The 16,246-nt window shown below is 69.8% G+C and carries 15 protein-coding genes and 2 tRNA genes; 9 read left to right on the top strand and 8 right to left on the bottom strand.

Going from position 1 to position 16,246, the window contains the following annotated elements; all coding sequences use genetic code 11:
* Positions 1-8: 8 nt before the first annotated feature.
* From LX12_RS00290 to cmrA, 3 genes are read left to right on the top strand one after another with little or no spacing between them, the layout of a single operon-like run.
* The gene (locus LX12_RS00290; protein WP_253652524.1) at positions 9-596 is read left to right on the top strand and encodes a PadR family transcriptional regulator; all 588 of its coding nucleotides are present in this window, start codon (positions 9-11) and stop codon (positions 594-596) included.
* A complete protein-coding gene (locus tag LX12_RS00285; protein ID WP_253652523.1) occupies positions 593-2,620 on the top strand; it encodes an NADPH-dependent 2,4-dienoyl-CoA reductase in 2,028 nt (675 codons plus the stop codon). Before LX12_RS00290 ends, LX12_RS00285 begins: the two co-directional genes overlap by 4 nt.
* Positions 2,621-2,641: 21 nt before the next feature.
* Entirely contained in the window at positions 2,642-3,445 is an 804-nt protein-coding gene (gene cmrA, locus LX12_RS00280; RefSeq protein WP_253652522.1) for a mycolate reductase, read from the top strand.
* A gap of 3 nt (positions 3,446-3,448) precedes the next feature.
* On the opposite strand, the gene LX12_RS00275 is transcribed toward cmrA, so the two are convergent.
* Entirely contained in the window at positions 3,449-5,023 is a 1,575-nt protein-coding gene (locus LX12_RS00275; protein WP_253652521.1) for a helicase HerA-like domain-containing protein, read from the bottom strand.
* 75 nt (positions 5,024-5,098) lie between these two features.
* On the opposite strand from LX12_RS00275, the gene orn reads away from it, so the two are divergent.
* The gene (orn, locus tag LX12_RS00270) at positions 5,099-5,698 is read left to right on the top strand and encodes an oligoribonuclease (RefSeq protein WP_253652520.1); all 600 of its coding nucleotides are present in this window, start codon (positions 5,099-5,101) and stop codon (positions 5,696-5,698) included.
* An 84-nt stretch (positions 5,699-5,782) separates the two neighbouring features.
* Positions 5,783-5,855, top strand: a tRNA-His gene (locus tag LX12_RS00265).
* 58 nt (positions 5,856-5,913) lie between these two features.
* Here the strand turns inward: LX12_RS00265 and LX12_RS00260 are convergent.
* The 5 genes from LX12_RS00260 to LX12_RS00240 all read right to left on the bottom strand — a co-directional run bounded on the left by LX12_RS00260 (position 5,914) and on the right by LX12_RS00240 (position 11,316).
* Positions 5,914-7,974 carry an MMPL family transporter gene (locus LX12_RS00260; RefSeq protein ID WP_253652519.1) on the bottom strand — a complete coding sequence of 687 codons (2,061 nt, stop codon included), beginning with the start codon at positions 7,972-7,974 and terminating at the stop codon, positions 5,914-5,916.
* A 40-nt stretch (positions 7,975-8,014) separates the two neighbouring features.
* A complete protein-coding gene (locus tag LX12_RS00255) occupies positions 8,015-8,470 on the bottom strand; it encodes a MarR family winged helix-turn-helix transcriptional regulator (protein ID WP_253652518.1) in 456 nt (151 codons plus the stop codon).
* Between the two features lie 68 nt (positions 8,471-8,538).
* Entirely contained in the window at positions 8,539-9,681 is a 1,143-nt protein-coding gene (locus LX12_RS00250; RefSeq protein ID WP_253652517.1) for an acyl-CoA dehydrogenase family protein, read from the bottom strand.
* Positions 9,682-9,793: 112 nt separating this feature from the next.
* A complete protein-coding gene (locus tag LX12_RS00245) occupies positions 9,794-11,023 on the bottom strand; it encodes a L,D-transpeptidase (protein WP_253652516.1) in 1,230 nt (409 codons plus the stop codon).
* Positions 11,024-11,243: 220 nt separating this feature from the next.
* A tRNA-Lys gene (locus LX12_RS00240) sits at positions 11,244-11,316 on the bottom strand.
* 108 nt (positions 11,317-11,424) lie between these two features.
* Here LX12_RS00240 and LX12_RS22325 point away from each other — a divergent pair.
* Complete coding sequence (locus tag LX12_RS22325; RefSeq protein ID WP_253652515.1) at positions 11,425-12,681, top strand: hypothetical protein; 1,257 nt, start codon at positions 11,425-11,427, stop codon at positions 12,679-12,681.
* Here the strand turns inward: LX12_RS22325 and LX12_RS00230 are convergent.
* The gene (locus LX12_RS00230) at positions 12,627-13,958 is read right to left on the bottom strand and encodes a cytochrome P450 (protein ID WP_253652514.1); all 1,332 of its coding nucleotides are present in this window, start codon (positions 13,956-13,958) and stop codon (positions 12,627-12,629) included. The two genes, LX12_RS22325 and LX12_RS00230, sit on opposite strands and share 55 nt — an antisense overlap.
* 118 nt (positions 13,959-14,076) lie before the next feature.
* Between LX12_RS00230 and LX12_RS00225 the strand changes: the two genes are divergently transcribed.
* Positions 14,077-14,727, top strand: a complete 651-nt coding sequence (locus LX12_RS00225) for a TetR/AcrR family transcriptional regulator (protein WP_253652513.1) — start codon at positions 14,077-14,079, stop codon at positions 14,725-14,727.
* A 2-nt stretch (positions 14,728-14,729) separates the two neighbouring features.
* Here LX12_RS00225 and LX12_RS00220 read toward each other — a convergent pair whose 3' ends face one another.
* Entirely contained in the window at positions 14,730-14,951 is a 222-nt protein-coding gene (locus tag LX12_RS00220; RefSeq protein ID WP_253652512.1) for a DUF3618 domain-containing protein, read from the bottom strand.
* A gap of 185 nt (positions 14,952-15,136) precedes the next feature.
* Here LX12_RS00220 and bcp point away from each other — a divergent pair, with 185 nt between their 5' ends.
* Positions 15,137-15,607, top strand: coding sequence for a thioredoxin-dependent thiol peroxidase (bcp, locus tag LX12_RS00215; protein ID WP_253652511.1), 471 nt, complete (start codon positions 15,137-15,139; stop codon positions 15,605-15,607).
* A gap of 11 nt (positions 15,608-15,618) precedes the next feature.
* Positions 15,619-16,245 carry a TetR/AcrR family transcriptional regulator gene (locus LX12_RS00210; protein ID WP_253652510.1) on the top strand — a complete coding sequence of 209 codons (627 nt, stop codon included), beginning with the start codon at positions 15,619-15,621 and terminating at the stop codon, positions 16,243-16,245.
* The last annotated feature ends 1 nt before the right edge of the window (position 16,246 follow it).

Genomic DNA, 16,246 nt, shown 5'->3' with positions numbered 1-16,246 from the left:
GTCCTGTCATGGCCCTCGAGCACGCGATCATGGTGTCGCTCGCCGAACGTCCCGGCACGGGATACGAGATCGGCCGTCAGTTCGCGCGCTCCATCGGATATTTCTGGTCGGCGACGCACCAGCAGATCTATCGCACGCTGAAAAAGCTGCACGTCGACGGTCTCGTCGAGATGGAGGACGTGGCGCAGGACGGCCGGCCGGACAAGAAGGTCTACACGCTGTCGGCCGCCGGGCGAGACGCGTTGCGCGCGTGGATCTCCGACCCGGCACCGGTCCCCCGCCTGCGGGACGAACTGAGCGTGCGCCTGCGCGCAGCCGAACACGGCGACCTGCGCGACCTCGTCGCCGAATTCCGTCGCCACCGTGACGCACATCGTGAGCGGCTCTCGCTGTACCGGCGCTTCGCCGACACCGACCTGACCCCGTCGACGGCCACCCGGGGACGCCGCCTGCACCAACGCCTCGTCCTGCAGGGCGGCATCCGGATCGAGGAGGGCCTCATCGACTGGTGCGACGAGGTCATCGACGCCCTGGACGCCGAGATCGCGACCGACGAACCCCAGCCCCTACCCACCACAGCGAAGGCAGGACGATGACCGAGTACCCGAACCTGTTCCAGCCCTTGTCCATCGGCGACATGACCATCCGCAACCGCATCGTCATGGGCTCGATGCACACCGGCCTCGAGGAGCGGTTCTTCGACGGGAAGCGTCTCGCCGCCTACTACGCGGAGCGGGCCCGGGGCGGCGTCGGGTTGATCATCACCGGCGGTATCGCGCCCACACGGACCGGACTGCTGCTGCCGTTCGGCGCCAAACTCACCAACCGCTTCGACGCGCGTCGGCACCGTCGCGCCACCGCCGCCGTGCACGCGCAGGGCGGCCACATCGCGATGCAGATCCTGCACGCGGGCCGGTACGGCTACACGCCGTACAAGTGGTCGGTGGAGTGGGAGAAGTCGCCGATCCATCCGTTCCGACCGATCAAGATGACCGACGCGATGATCCGTCACGTCATCCGGTCCTACGGACGCACCGCGGTCCTGGCCCGCGACGCCGGATACGACGCGGTGGAGATCATGGGCGGCGAGGGATACCTGCTCAACACCTTCCTGTGCCCCAGGACGAACCGACGCACCGACCGGTGGGGTGGCTCGACGGAGAACCGGCAGCGCATCGTCGTGGCGATCGTCGACGAGATCCGTTCCCGGGTCGGGGCCGACTACCCGATCATCATGCGGCAGTCCATCGCCGACCTCGTCGAGGGTGGTCAGACCTGGGACGAGATCGCCCTGCTGGCACGGACTCTCGAGGCGCACGGCGTCAGCGCGATCAACACCGACATCGGATGGCACGAGGCGAAGGTGCCCACCATCGCGACATCGGTCCCGCGTGCGGCGTTCGTCCGGTTCACGGAGCGTCTGCGCGACGAGGTGACGATCCCGCTGATCGCCTCGAACCGCATCAACACCCCCGACGTCGCCGAGGAGGTCCTGAGCCGGGGTCGTGTCGACGCCGTGTCGATGGCGCGGCCGCTCCTGGCCGACCCGCACCTCCCGGCCAAGGCGCAGGCCGGTCGGGCCGACGAGATCAACACGTGCATCGGCTGCAATCAGGCCTGCCTCGACCACGCCTTCGTCGGCAAGAAGGTCTCCTGCCTGGTCAACCCGCAGGCGGGTCGCGAGACCACGCTGGTCCTCTCCCCCACCCGCACCGCCCGTCGGGTCGCGGTGATCGGCGCCGGCCCCGCAGGCTTGTCCGCGGCGGTGTCCGCCGCCGAGCGCGGGCACCGCGTCACCCTCTTCGACGCCGGCCCGGCGATCGGTGGCCAGTTCGCCATCGCCGCACGGATTCCCGGTAAGGAGGAGTTCTCCGAGACGATCCGGTACTTCACCCGCCGTCTCGAGGTGCTCGGCGTGACCGTCCACCTCGACACCCGCGTCGACGCCGATCGTCTCGTCGCGGAGAAGTTCGACGACGTCGTGATCGCGACCGGTGTGACCCCGCGTGTGCCCGACATCCCCGGGATCGACCACCCGTCGGTGATGACCTACGCCGACGCCGTCCTCGGTGACCGCGAGATCGGTGATCGCGTCGCGGTGATCGGTGCGGGCGGCATCGGGTTCGATCTCACCGAGTTCCTCACCGTCACCGACTCGCCCACCCTCGACGCCAAGGAGTGGGACCAGGAGTGGGGTGTCACCGACGACCTCGACACCCCCGGGTTCGTCACGAAGCCACGCCCGACGGCCGCCACCCGCACGGTCTATCTCGTGCAGCGCAAGCCCGGATCGCAGGGGAAGTCGCTGGGCAAGACCACCGGGTGGGTGCACCGCGCGACGGTCAAGATGAAGGGCGTCGAGCAGATCTCCGGCGCCCGGTACGACCGGATCGACGACGCGGGCGTGCACCTCAGCTTTCCCGACTCCGACCGGGAGCCCCGCGTGCTCGAGGTCGACACCGTGGTGGTGTGCGCAGGCCAGGAGTCGGTCCGCGATCTCGTCGACCCGCTGACCGTCGCCGGCGTCGCGACGCACGTCATCGGCGGGGCCGACGTCGCCGCGGAACTCGACGCCAAGCGCGCAATCCGCCAGGGCACCGAGGTCGCCGCGGCGCTGTAGTCCCCCGTTACGATCGGCGCCATGGCACTGACCGCACCGTCGCAGTCCAACCGCGCCGTCGTCACGGGCGCGTCGTCCGGCATCGGTGATGCCCTGGCCCGGGAACTCGCCCGGCGGGGCTACTCCCTGATCCTGGTCGCCCGCCGCGGCGAGATCCTGGAGAAGACCGCCGGTGAACTCCGCGCCGCCCACGGCGTCGACGTCGAGGTCCGCGCGAGCGACCTGTCCGATCCCGCCGCCGTCGAGGTGCTGTGCGCCGAGTTCGCCGCGCGGGAGATCGCGCTGCTCTGCAACAACGCCGGCATCGCGACGTTCGGCCCGCTGGTCGACCTCGACGCCGACTACGAGCGCGCCCAGGTCCGCCTCAACGTGACCGCCGTGCACGACCTGACGCTCGCCGTCCTCCCGCAGATGGTGCAGCGCGGGTCCGGCGGCATCCTCATGGTCGGGTCGGCGGCGGGCAACATGCCGATCCCGAACAACGCGACCTACGCGGCGTCGAAGGCGTTCGTGAACACCTTCAGCGAGTCGATCCGCGGCGAGGTCGCCTCGGCGGGCGTGCACGTGACGCTGCTGGCGCCGGGCCCGGTGCGCACCGAGGAGCCCTCGCCCGAGGATGCGAGCATCGTCGACAAGATGGTTCCCGGGTTCCTCTGGGACGACAGCGAGGGCGTCGCCCGCCTCAGCCTGGACGCGTTGGCGCGCAACAAGATGCGCGTCGTCCCCGGCGCGCTGTCGAAGGCGATGTCGGTGGCCGGCGGCTACACCCCGCGCGCGATCGTCGCGCCGATCGTCGGCGGGTTCTACAAGAAGCTCGGCGGCTGAGGGTTACCGGCGACGCCCGGTCCCGAACAGCGACCGGGTGATCTCGCGGCCGAGCGCGCTCCCGGCCGACCGCATGAAGCTCTTCACCGCCGGGTTCCCCAGGATCTCCTGCACGACACCGGGTTCGGGCTTGCCGCCGGCCTTGGGCGCCTCGGGGGCGGGCGCCGGCGGGGCAGGCGCCTCCGGGGGCGCGGGCGTGTCGGCGGGTGCGAGAACCTTGGCGTTGAGCTTCTCGTACGCCGATTCGCGGTCGATGGTCTCCGCGTATTTCGCGTGCAGCGGGCTCGCCGTCGCCGCGGTGGTCATCGCCTCGGCGCCGATGCCCGCCATCAGTGACCGCGGAGGTCGCACGACGGTCCACGCGACCGGCGTCGGAGCCCCACGCTCGGAGAGCACGGTCACGATCGCCTCGCCGATGCCCAACGAGGTCAACGCCTTCTCGAGGTCGTAGGCAGTCGACGTCGGGTAGGTCTTCACCGTCTTCGACAGCGCTTTCTGATCATCAGGGGTGAACGCGCGCAGGGCGTGCTGGATCCGGGCGCCGAGCTGCGACAACACCTGGTTCGGGATGTCGGTGGGCAACTGCGAGCAGAAGAACACCCCGACACCCTTCGATCGGATGAGCTTCACCGTCTGCTCGACCTGCTCGACGAACGCCTTCGACGAGTCGCTGAACAGCAGGTGCGCCTCGTCGAAGATGAACACGAGCTTCGGCTTGTCGGTGTCGCCGATCTCGGGGAGGAACCCGAACAGGTCGGCGAGGATCCACATCAGGAACGTGGAGAACAGCACGGGCCGCGCGGCCTGGTCGCCGAGTTCGAACAACGTGATGATCCCCGCCCCGTCGGGGGTGGTGCGCAGCAGGTCAGCGGGCTCGATCTCGGTCTCACCAAAGAACGTGTCGCCGCCGTCGGCCTCCAACGTCGTGAGCGACCGCAGGATGACCCCGGCGGTCGCCTTCGACACCCCGCCGAGTTCGGCGAGGTCGGCCTTGCCCTCATCGCCGGTGAGGTGCGTGATGACCGCCCGGAGGTCCTTGAGGTCGAGCAGCGCCAGACCGCGGGTGTCCGCCCAGTGGAAGATCAGCCGCAGCGTCGACTCCTGGGTGTCGTTGAGCCCCAACACCTTGCTCAGCAGGATCGGCCCGAAGGAGGTGACCGTCGCGCGGATGGGCACACCGACCCCGCCGGTCCCGAGCGACACGAACTCGCACGGGTGGCCGGCGGGCGCCCAGTCGTCGCCGATCTCCGCGACGCGTTTGCTGATCCGCTCCGACGGCTCGCCGGGACGGCTCAGCCCCGACAGGTCGCCCTTGATGTCGGCCAGGACGACGGGTACGCCCGCGGTGGAGAGCTGCTCGGCGATCACCTGCAGCGTCTTGGTCTTGCCGGTACCGGTCGCCCCGGCGACGAGGCCGTGGCGGTTCATCATCGCCAGCGGGATCCGGACCTGGGCACCGGCGTCGACGACACCGTCCACGCGCACCGCGCCGAGCTGCAGCGCCGCCCCGTCGACGGCGTAGCCCGCCGCGATCTCCTGCGCCGCGCTGCGCTGCCCTGAGCCGTCTGCCTGCGTCATCCGCCTCGTCCCCGTCCCTCGTGGTGCGCACCTGGTCGACCGGGGACAACCCTATCGGCCCGCTAAGGTTGTCGGGTGCAGGACAAACTGGTGTGGATCGACTGTGAGATGACCGGCCTGCGGCTCGACTCGGACAAACTGATCGAGATCGCGGCGCTGGTCACCGACAGCGACCTCACCATCCTCGGTGAGGGCGTCGACGTCGTGATCCACGCCGACGACGCCGACCTCGACGCCATGCCCGACGTGGTGAAGAAGATGCACTCCCACTCCGGTCTGACGACCGAGGTCCGTCAGTCCACCGTGACGCTCGCCGAGGCCGAGAAGATGGTCCTCGACTACATCCGGGAGCACGTGACGTCGTCGGGGTCCGCGCCGCTGGCCGGCAACTCGATCGCGACCGACCGCGGCTTCATCGCCCGCGACATGCCGACGCTGGACGCCTACCTGCACTACCGGATGATCGACGTCAGCTCGATCAAGGAGCTGTCGCGGCGCTGGTACCCCAAGATCTACTTCGGTCAGCCCGAGAAGGGACTGGCCCACCGCGCACTGGCCGACATCCGCGAATCGATCCGGGAGCTCCGGTACTACCGGGAGACCGTCTTCGTCGCGCCGCCCGGACCGGACACGTCGCAGATCGAACAGGTCGTGCGCGACCTCGGCGAGGCCTGACACACCGCAGCCGACAACCGATTGGTCTTGTCGAGGCGACTGCGGATAGAGTGTGACCCTGGTTCCGAGCAATCGGGGCCCATGGTGGATGTAGTTCAGTTGGTAGAGCACCAGGTTGTGATCCTGGCTGTCGCGGGTTCGAGTCCCGTCATCCACCCCGACCGATGGCCCCCTCCCACCCGGAGGGGGCCATCGTCGTCTCGGGACACGCCTTCTCAGGACGTCGTACGCTCCCGTCGCCACGGCGCCCACCAGTTCGCCCGACCGAGAGCGGCCACGAGTGCCGGCGCGAGGACACCGCGGACGATCGTCGCGTCGATCAGGATGCCGAGCGCCAACGCGGTGGCGAGGATCTTCACGTCGGTGGTCGGGACCCGGGACAGCGAGATGAACGCGAGGAACAGGATGATCGCGGCCGAGGTGACCAACCGGCCCGTCCGCGTCACCCCCGTGACGGTCGCCGTGTCGGTGTCCGCGCCCGCATCGCGCTCCTCGCGAATGCGACTCAGCAGGAACACCTCGTAGTCCATCGACAGCCCGAACAGGAACGCGAACACCGCGATCGGGATCCACAGCGTGATGGCCCCCGACGACTGCTGGTCGAAGAGGAGTTCCGTGCCGAAGCCGTCCTGCCAGATGAACACCGTGATGCCGTAGGCCGCGCCGAGCGACATGACGTTGAGCAGCAACGCCTTGAGCGGCAGGACGATCGATCGCAGCGCCCGGGCGAGCAGGGCGAAGGTCACCACGACGATCACCAGCAGCACCCACCAGGCGTTGCCGTAGACCGCGTCGATGAAATCGGCGTTCTGGACGGCGACACCACCGACCCGCGCCCCGTCGGCCTCCGCCGCCGATCGGACGCGTGCCACCGCGTCGGCACCGGCGGACGTGGAGACGTCGGCCGTCGTCCAGACGTCGACGACGTGTGTCGCACCCGAGCGCCAGCCGTCCGGCGCGACCACACCGGCGACCCCCGGCACGTCGGCGAGACGCTGCGCGAGGACGGCGGGACGATCGGTGACGACCTCGATCGGCTTGGTCAGTCCGGCGCCGAGACCGGAGTCCTCGACGGCACCGATCGCCGCACCGGCGGGTCCGCCGCGGGACGCCAGCGAGTCGTTCGTGGGGTCGGCGAGATTCAGGGAGAACACCGGGATCGCGAGCACGACGAGGACCGCCAGCGCGGCCGCAGCCGAGACCCATCGGTGCCGGACCACCACGGTCCCGACCCGGCGCCACAACCGGCTGTCGGGGCTCGTCCCGCGTCGGTGGGGCCACTCGAGGCGTCGCCCGACCAACACCAGCAGAGCGGGGAGCAGGGTGAGCGACACCGCGACGCTGAGCAGGGGGATCAGCAGTCCGGTGAAGCCGATGCTGCGCAGGAACGGGACGGGCAGCGCGATCAGCGCCGCGAGGCTCACGGCCACCGTCAGGCCGGAGAAGAGCACGGAGCGCCCTGCGGTCGTCATCGCCTCGTGGACGGCGGCGACGTCGTCGAGGCCCTCCCCGCGCGCCTCGCGCCACCGGGTGACGACGAGCAGCGCGTAGTCGATGGCGACACCGAGTCCGATCAGCGCGAGCAGGTACTGCACGATGAACGACACTTCGGTGACGGCGGTGAGGCCCCACAGGATGAGGAACGTCGTGAGGATCGACGCGGCAGCCACCATGAGCGGCATGAGCGCCAGGAACGATCCGAACACCAACGCCAGCACGACGAGAGCTCCGACGCCGCCGAAGACCGTCTCGGCCAGGATGTCCACGCCGCCGGACTCCCCACCACTGGCGAGCGCGTCGGCACCGGTCACCGTGACCGCGACACCCGTCGACGACGACACGGACCTGGCCGCCGTCTCGAGAGCGGCGGTGGCCGCCACGTACGGTTCGGCTCCCCCGCGGGGTGTCGGGTAGACCAGCACGACTCCCGTTGTCCCGCTGCGTGACAGCAGCTGCGGGTTCTCGGCGAAGGAGGTCACCCGGGCGCCCGGTGCGGCCTGACCGGCAGCGCGGGCCACGGCCGTACCGTCGGCCGCGGTGAGCCGACGGTCCTTCCCGTCGGCCACCAGCAGGATCGGTGCGTTGGCACCGCCGGACCCGAACTGCTCGACGATGTCGACGTTCGTCTCGTATCCCCGCTGACCGGGCAGACCGAAGTCGTAGCTGAGCGCGGAGACCGCCTTCGACGCCCCGAACCCGCCCAGCGCGGTCAGTACGATCCAGGCGGCGACGACCCACCACCGGTGGGACGTGACGAATCGTGCGAGAGCGGCCATGACTTCTCCTCGGTCTCCGGCGGGCACCGGCGACCGCGCGTCACCACCGACGGGACGCGTCGATCACCTTGTGCAGCAACACGTTGAGGCTGCGGGCCTCGGCCTCGGTGAGGCCCAACTCGGTGGCCCGGTTGAACTCGGCCACCGCGTCGGCTGCACGGAGGACGAGATCACGCCCGGCGTCGGTGAGGACGATGGGTACCGTGCGACCCCGCCGCGCGTCGAGATCCCGTGCGAGAAGCCCTCGTTCGACGAGTCCCGACACCAGTTCGGCCATGCTCTGTTGGCGGACGAGGATCTTGCGCGCGAGCTGGGCCTGCGAGATGCCCGGCGTCGCCTCGAGCTGGATCAGGACTCCGAACTGGACCGGCGTCAGTTGCTCGGCGGCAAAGATCTCATGGAACCGCCGAGCGACCGGGTGGTAGGCCTGCACCAGCGTCCAGGCCGGGAGACGGGCGATGTCCTCGTCTGTCCACCGCGGTCCGGACCGTGACACGCCTTAACGATAACAGGCGCCTGTGATGGGGGGAACCCCCATCACAGACGCCTGTCGGATCGTCGTCGTCAGAGCGACCGGGCGATGATCTCCTTCATGATCTCGTTGGTGCCGGCGTAGATCTTCTGCACGCGCGCGTCGGCCCACATGCGACCGACGGGGTACTCGCTCATGTAGCCGTAGCCGCCGAACAGCTGCACACACTCGTCGAGGACAGTCATCGCGCGGTCGGTGGTCCACCACTTGGCCATCGCGACGGTCGGGATGTCGAGCTGACCGTCGAGGTGCTTGACGATGCAGTCGTCGACGAAGACGCGTCCGATGCGGGTCTCGGTGGCCGCTTCCGCGAGCTTGAACTTGGTGTTCTGGAACCCGAAGACGGGGCGCCCGAACGCCTGTCGCTCCTTGGTGTAGCGCAGGGTGTGGTCGATGGCGGCCTCCATGCCGGCGATCGATGCGACCGCGATAATCAACCGCTCCTGCGGCAGCTGCTGCATCAGCTGGATGAAGCCCTGACCCTCCTCCGCGCCGAGGAGGTTCGAGGTGGGCACCCGCACCCCGTCGAAGAACAGCTCCGACGTGTCCTGCCCGCGCTGACCGATCTTGTCCAGGACCCGCCCGCGACGGAAGCCCTCTCGGTCACCCTCGACGAGGACGAGCGAGATGCCCTTGGCACCCTCGGACGTGTCGGTCTTGACCACGACGATGATCAGGTCGGCCTGGGAACCGTTGGTGATGAACGTCTTCGAGCCGTCGATGACGTAGTCGTCACCGTCGCGGATCGCCTTGGTCTTGACGTTCTGCAGGTCCGATCCGGTGCCCGGCTCGGTCATGGCGATCGCACCGACCACCTCGCCCGAGGCCATCTTCGGCAGCCACGTCCGCTTCTGCTCCTCGGACCCGTAGGCCAGCAGGTAATGGGCGATGATGCCGTTGTGCAGGCTCACGCCCCACGACGAGTCACCGATGCGCGCCTGCTCCTCGATGAGCACCGACTCGTGCGCGAAGGTGCCACCGCCGCCGCCGTACTCCTCCGGGATGGACATGCACAGCAGGCCGAGCTCGCCGGCCGCGTTCCACAGGTCACGGTCGACGTGGTGCTGGTCGACGTATTTGTCGACGTTCGGCGCGACCGACTTCTCCATGAACGCCCGCACCATGCGGCGCAGGTCGTCGAGGTCGTCGGTCATCCACGGGGAACGAGGTGCCATCGGGGGAACTGCCTTTCCTCGGGCGCGGCGCGCCACCTGGGACGGCCGATCACCCCGGCCATCGTGTCAACGCGGAGCGTAACACTGGCCGATGGCAGTGTGGTGGATCCCGTCAGGCGCTGCCGCCCGCGTTGCCCTTCTTCCACACGTCCCAGGGGATGTTCCAGTCTCCCAGGCCGTCGGTGCCGGGCAGGACCGGACCGATCGTGTTCTTCACGATCACGATGTCGCCGCGCAGCGCCGTGTTCATGAACCACTCGGCGTTCTCCGGGCTCACGTTGAGGCAGCCGTTGCTCACGTTGGTGTTGCCCTGATCTCCGATCGACCACGGCGCGGAGTGCAGATAGATGCCGCTGTACGAGAGTTGCGAGTCGAAGTAGACGGTCTCGCGGTACCCGCCGGGCGAGTTCACCGGGACGCCGTAGGTCGACGAGTCCATGATGATGCTCGGGACTCGATCTCCGACGATGTAGGTGCCGGGGTTCGTCGGCGAGCTGTCCTTGCCGAACGACACCGGCATGGTCCGGACGACCTTGCCGTCGATCGCGACCGACACCTGCTTCGTGTTGTCGTCACCGGTGGCGATCAGCGCGCGCCCGATGGTGAAGTCGAGCGTCTTGTTCTGCTGACCGAACACCCCGTCACCGAGGTCGATCCCGTAGGTGTTGACGTCGACGTGGACCTTGGTGCCGGGCTTCCAGAAGTTCTGCGGCCGCCACCGCAGCTCACTGTCGCTGAGCCAGTAGAAGGCGCCCTCGACGGGCGGGTCGGTGCGGACGGTGATGGCGTCCTGCGCGGCCTTGCGGTCGGTGATCGGCTCGTCGAAGCGGATCGCGACCGGCTGTCCGATGCCCACGGTGGAGTTGTTCTCCGGCAACAGGTAGGCGTCGGTCAGGTTGTTCGGCGAGCGCGTCGTGAACGACATCTGCGTCGCGGATGCGCCCGCGATGCCGCGGGCGTCGGCGGACAGCGTGTAGGTGGTGCCGTAGCCCAGGGGCTCGGTGGAGGTCCACGTCGTGCGGTCGGCGTTGTAGGTGCCGGCCACGTTCCCGGCGCCGTCGGCCTTCGGGATGCGGACGTCGGTCAGCGTCCCCGACTGCGCGGTGACCTTCAGGGGCGCCCCGGGCTGCACGCCGGCCGAGCGGTCGGTGAGCGGCGCCCCGGCGAACCCGGTGACGGAGATGACCGGACGCAGCAGATCGTCGAAACCGAGGTTGCTGGCGACCTTGTCGCTGTAGGTCGGGGTCGCGGTCCCCGCCGAACACGCTGTCGCGATCACGGCGACGAGCGCGACCGCCGCCACCGACCACGAGACACGTCGACCCGAACGTCCGAACACCATTGCACTCCCGAATACATCTGTTCACCGACTCGTGCGCGCCGCTGCGCCCCTCGACCGCGGATGACGCACATCGCGGCCTCACGCCCGACCCCCGCAGGCAGACCGCATCAGTGTACGAGACCCGCGGTCACGTCGAGGTCACGGCACGCCCGCGGTACGGCTTCCCGACGACGAGAGCCCCCGCCGGACCGGGACGGTCGCGACGGGGGCTCTCGTTCTGTGCGCCATCAGGGACTCGAACCCCGAACCCGCTGATTAAGAGTCAGCTGCTCTGCCAATTGAGCTAATGGCGCGCGGTGGCGCGAGAAGAGACATTAACAGGTCGACCGGCGGGTCGAGAAATCCCGTGGTGGGCGGGTGGATCGGGACACCGTCGGAGCCGCCGGGCACAGTGGGACGCGATGACCGACACCCTCTTCGCCGACGTCTCGTACTACCAACCGCCCGTGGACGACACGTATCCGTACCCGATCCTGTCGATCCGGGCGAACGACGGGACCTTCCGCGATCCGAACTTTCCCCGGAACTACTCGTGGGTGCGTCGATCGCTGGACTCCGGACGTCTCACCGTCGGGATCGTCTACTGCTACGTCCGCCCGAACTGGCAGGAGACGGCGGCGACGCTCCGGGACCAGGTCGACCGCAACGGCGGGCTGCACCCACGCGTGGTGCTCATGCTCGACGTGGAGTCCGGTGGCAACCCGGCCGGCGACGCGTCGGACTGGATCAACCGCACCTACTGGGATCTCGTCGCCTACTGCGGCGGGAACGCCCGCCGGGTGATCGGGTACGCCAACGCGGCGGACTTCGCCTCGATGTGGCGTACGCGCCCGCCGGGACTGCGCGTGATCGGGGCGGGTTACGGCAGCAACCCGGATCTGCCCGGGCAGATCGCGCACCAGTACACCGACGGGCAGGGCTGGGGCGGCGGACTGCCCGAGGGCGCACCACCGTTCGGCAACTGCGACATGAACTCCGCGGACGGGCTGAGCGCCGAGCAGTTCGCGGCAGCGTGTGGGATCGGCGGTCCGCCGGCGCCGAACGAGATCGACGAGGCGGCGCGGATCGCCGCCGCCTGGATCGGCCGCCGTATCACCCCCGGCGAGATCGTCTGCCCCGACGGCCTCGGCCGCTTCGCCGAGTTCGAGCACGCCCACGTCTACTGGTCACCGACGATGCCCCGGACGCCGGACGGCCGCGTGCACGCGCAGCCGATCCCCCACGACGGCCTCTTCGAGGCGTGGGCCGCCCTCGGCTTCGAACGCGGCCCCCTGGGCTACCCCGCCGGTCCCCACACCGTGGTCGACGGCGGCGGCGTGCAACCGTTCCTCGGCGGTGTCCTGTTCCGACAGAACGGATCCCGGTCGGGCCACTGGACACACGGCGCGATCGGTGCCCGGTACGCGCTTCTCGGCGCGCAGGCCGGCGACCTCGGCTGGCCCGTGTCCGACGAGTACGCCGACGGCGACGGACGTCGCCAGGACTTCGAGCACGGGTCGCTGCGCTGGACGGCGGGCTCGGGCGTGACCCCGGTCGCGCCGGCGCCCGGACCCGGTCCGGGCGCACCGCCGCGGCCGTCGCCGGGTCTGTGGGACCGCCTGCGTCAGGCGTTGCGCCGCCTTCTCACCCGCACCCGACCGCCGCGCGCCGGGGCGTAGGCGACGCCGCGGGGCCGCCACCGTTCCCCCCGACGCGACGTCGGCACCACGACGACCTCGTCGAGCAGCGTCTGCAGGACGACCTGCAGCTCCATCGACGCGAAGGCGGCACCGATGCACCGCCGGGCGCCGCCGCCGAACGGGATCCACTCGGTGAGATCCGGTCGGGTGCCTAGGAATCGGTCGGGGTCGAAACGCTCCGGGTCCGGCCACACGGACGGGTCCGAGTGGATCAGCCCGATCCCCACCATCACCGACTGACCGCGGCGGACGGTCCAGTCGCCGAGGTGCACCTCGGTGGCGACGACGTCACGGAACGTCACGTCGATCACCGGTCGCGCGCGCTGCACCTCGAGGATCGTCGCCTCGAGCAGTGCGCTCTCGCCGGCGGCACGTTCGGCCACGAGCCGGTCGAGCAGTGCCGGATGGCGGGAGATCCGCTCGACGGCCCAGGCGAGGGTCGTGGCGGTCGTCTCGTGCCCTGCGGAGAGCATGGTGAGCAGTTCGTCGGCGATCTCGTCCCGGGTCATGGGGCTGCCGTCGTCGTAGCGACTCGCCACCATCATGGAGAGCACGTCGTCGCGCTCGTCGAGATCGTCGGCGGCCTGTGCCGCGGCGATGAGGCGGCCGACGATGGCGTCGTACTCGCGCCGCCAGCGGCGCAGACGCCCCCAGGGGCTCATGTCACCCAGCGCGGGCAGTTGCGGCAGCGGCACGACGGCAAGCATCGAGCCCAGTTCGACCATGCGCGGCAACACGATCCGCAACCGGTCGAACTCGGGGCCGTGGGCACCGAAGACCGCCTTGATGATCACGTCCAGCGTGATGCGCATGAACGACGGCATGGTCGCGAACTCGCGGTCGGTCGGCCACGTCGCCATCTCCGCCCGCGCCGACGCCTCGATGACGTCGGCGTAGGAGCGCAGGCGACGTCCGTGGAACGGCGGCGCGAGCAGCTTGCGCTCGCGCCGGTGGCGCTCTCCGGTGAGGGCGAACATCGAGTTCGGCCCGAGGACCCGTCCGAGGTTCTGCTCGACGGACTCCAGGACGTCGGTCGGGGCGCGGAACACGTCGCGCGCCAGCAGCGGATCGGCGACCACCACCGTCGACCCGAACACCGGGATGTCGACGGTGAACACCGAGCCGTGTCGGGAACGCAGCCACTCCAGGCCGGCCCGGCGGTTGACCACGGTCGCGCCGGCGACGAGCGCACGGGGGACCCGCGGGGTCGGCGGTGTCGCCGGCGCGGCGGGACGGTCGGTGGTCGGAATGCTCATGGGAACCCTCGTCTCTGCGCTCGGCGGTCGCCGGTGTCGACGATGGTACGCATGCGTACCACGGATGTCGACGGTCGTCGTCCGGGCCGGGAGGAGACCGGCGGATACGCTCGCGGCCATGGCACCCGACGGGACGACCGCCCTTCCGTCCCCGCGCGAGGTCGCCCGCACCGACGACGTACGCGGTCGGATCGTCGACGCACTCGCGACGTCCATCGTCGAGCGCGGGTTCCGCGACACGACCGTCGCCGACATCGTGCGTCTCGCACACATGTCGCGGCGAACGTTCTACGAGCACTTCGGCGACAAGGAACAGTGCTTCGCCGCGATGCTGGCCATGGTCAGCCAGGGGCAGATGGACCTGATCTACCGCGTGGTGGACCGGTCGGCGCCCTGGCGGGAGCAGGTGCGCGTGGGGATCGAGACGTGGATCGCGGGGTCGTCGGCGGAACCGGCGATCACGCTGAGCTGGATCCGCGACGCCCCGACCCTGCGATCGGGCGCACGCGACGTCGAGCGCGCCACGCGGGAGGGCTTCGTCGACCTGGTCTGCGACCTCGCCGACAACGACGACCTCCGCCGTGAGGGGTTCAGCCCGCCGTCGCGTCCGATGGTGGTTCTGCTCGTCGGCGGTCTGCGCGAGCTGATCGCGGCGCAGGTCGAGGCCGACGCACCGCTGCGCGACATCGCGGACTGTGCCGTCGCGGCGACGGAAGCGCTCTTCGTCGCGGAGAGCGCGGGGTCACCGGGGACGGGGACCGCGCGCTGAGATCAGCTGACGATCTTCTTGATCGTCAGGGCGAGCACGAGCACCCCGACCCCGATGAGCGGGTACTTCACCGCGGGGGTGTTCAGGGTGGCGACGACCCCGTTCTTGGCGTCCTCGGCGAGCCGCTGCGGGTTCGCACGCTCGGCGAGCGAGTCCAGGGTGGAGGCCAGATCCTCGCGGGCGCGGACGATGTCGCGCTCGATGCTGTCGGGGTCGCGTGCCACGTGTCCTCCATCGTCGTCGGCGGGTCGACGCCTGCGTTCGGCCCCGGCTCCGGGTCGTGCCGGCACGGCGGCCGGGCACTCTTCAGGCAACCGTAGTTCACGCGCCCGGTGACGGGACACGAGCCGTCGCCCGAGACCGTCCTCGGCCACGACCGGCGCCACCCTGCTCGGCTACCGTGTCACGCGTGACGACACGACGGCTCGCTCCCGGTGACACCGCCCCGGCCTTCACCCTGCCCGACGCGGACGGCAATCCCGTCTCGCTCGCGGACTACGCCGGCCGCAAGGTGGTCGTCTACTTCTACCCCGCGGCGTCGACGCCGGGATGCACCAAGCAGGCCTGCGACTTCCGCGACAACCTCGCCGAGCTGTCCGGGGCGGGGATCGACGTCGTCGGCATCTCCCCCGACAAGCCCGCCAAGCTGGCGAAGTTCCGCGACGAGCAGGAGCTGACCTTCCCGCTCCTGTCCGACCCGGACAAGACGGTGCTCACCGAGTGGGGTGCGTTCGGCGAGAAGACCATGTACGGCAAGACCGTCACCGGCGTCATCCGGTCGACGTTCCTCGTCGACGCCGACGGGACCATCGAGGTGGCGCAGTACAACGTCCGCGCCACCGGCCACGTCGCCAAGCTGCGCCGCGACCTCGCGATCTGAGCTCCGAGCCCATGGGTGACCCGACGGCACCCCTGGTGCCCCGGAAGCGACCGACACAGGAGCGCAGTCGCCGTCGCGTCGAGGCGATGCTCGTCGAGGCGCGGTCGCTGCTCATCGAGGTCGGCTTCGAGTCGTTGACGTGCGAGGAGATCGCGGCCCGCGCGGACGTGCCGATCGGGACGCTCTACCAGTACTTCGCGAACAAGTACGTGATCGTCTGCGAACTCGACCGGCAGGACGCGGTGGGTGTGCAGGACGCACTGCGCGCGTTCGGCGAGGAGATCCCGTCGCTCGACTGGCCGCGGCTGCTCGAGAAGTTCCTCGACCACCTCGCGTCGCTGTGGCGTGACGACCCGTCGAGGCGGGCCGTGTGGCTCGCCGTCCAGTCGACCCCGGCCACCCGTGCGACCGCGATGGTCCACGAGCGGGCGCTGGCCGAGATGGTCGCGCGCATCATCGCGCCGCTCACCCCGAGCCAGCGGGCCCGGCGCACGATGATGTCGGAGGTGCTCGTCCACACCGCGTACTCGCTGCTCAGCTTCTCGGTGCAGGACGGGCACGACCACGCCCGCACCGTCGCCGAGCTGAAGCGGATGCTGACCGGCTACCTGCTCCTCGAGGACCCCGAGACCGCCTGAC

It is taken from the genome of Williamsia serinedens (genome assembly GCF_024171725.1).
Classification (GTDB): Bacteria; Actinomycetota; Actinomycetes; order Mycobacteriales; family Mycobacteriaceae; genus Williamsia_A; species Williamsia_A serinedens.
The sequence above is the reverse complement of the archived record's forward strand: the minus strand, read 5'-3'. Positions and strand labels throughout refer to the sequence as shown.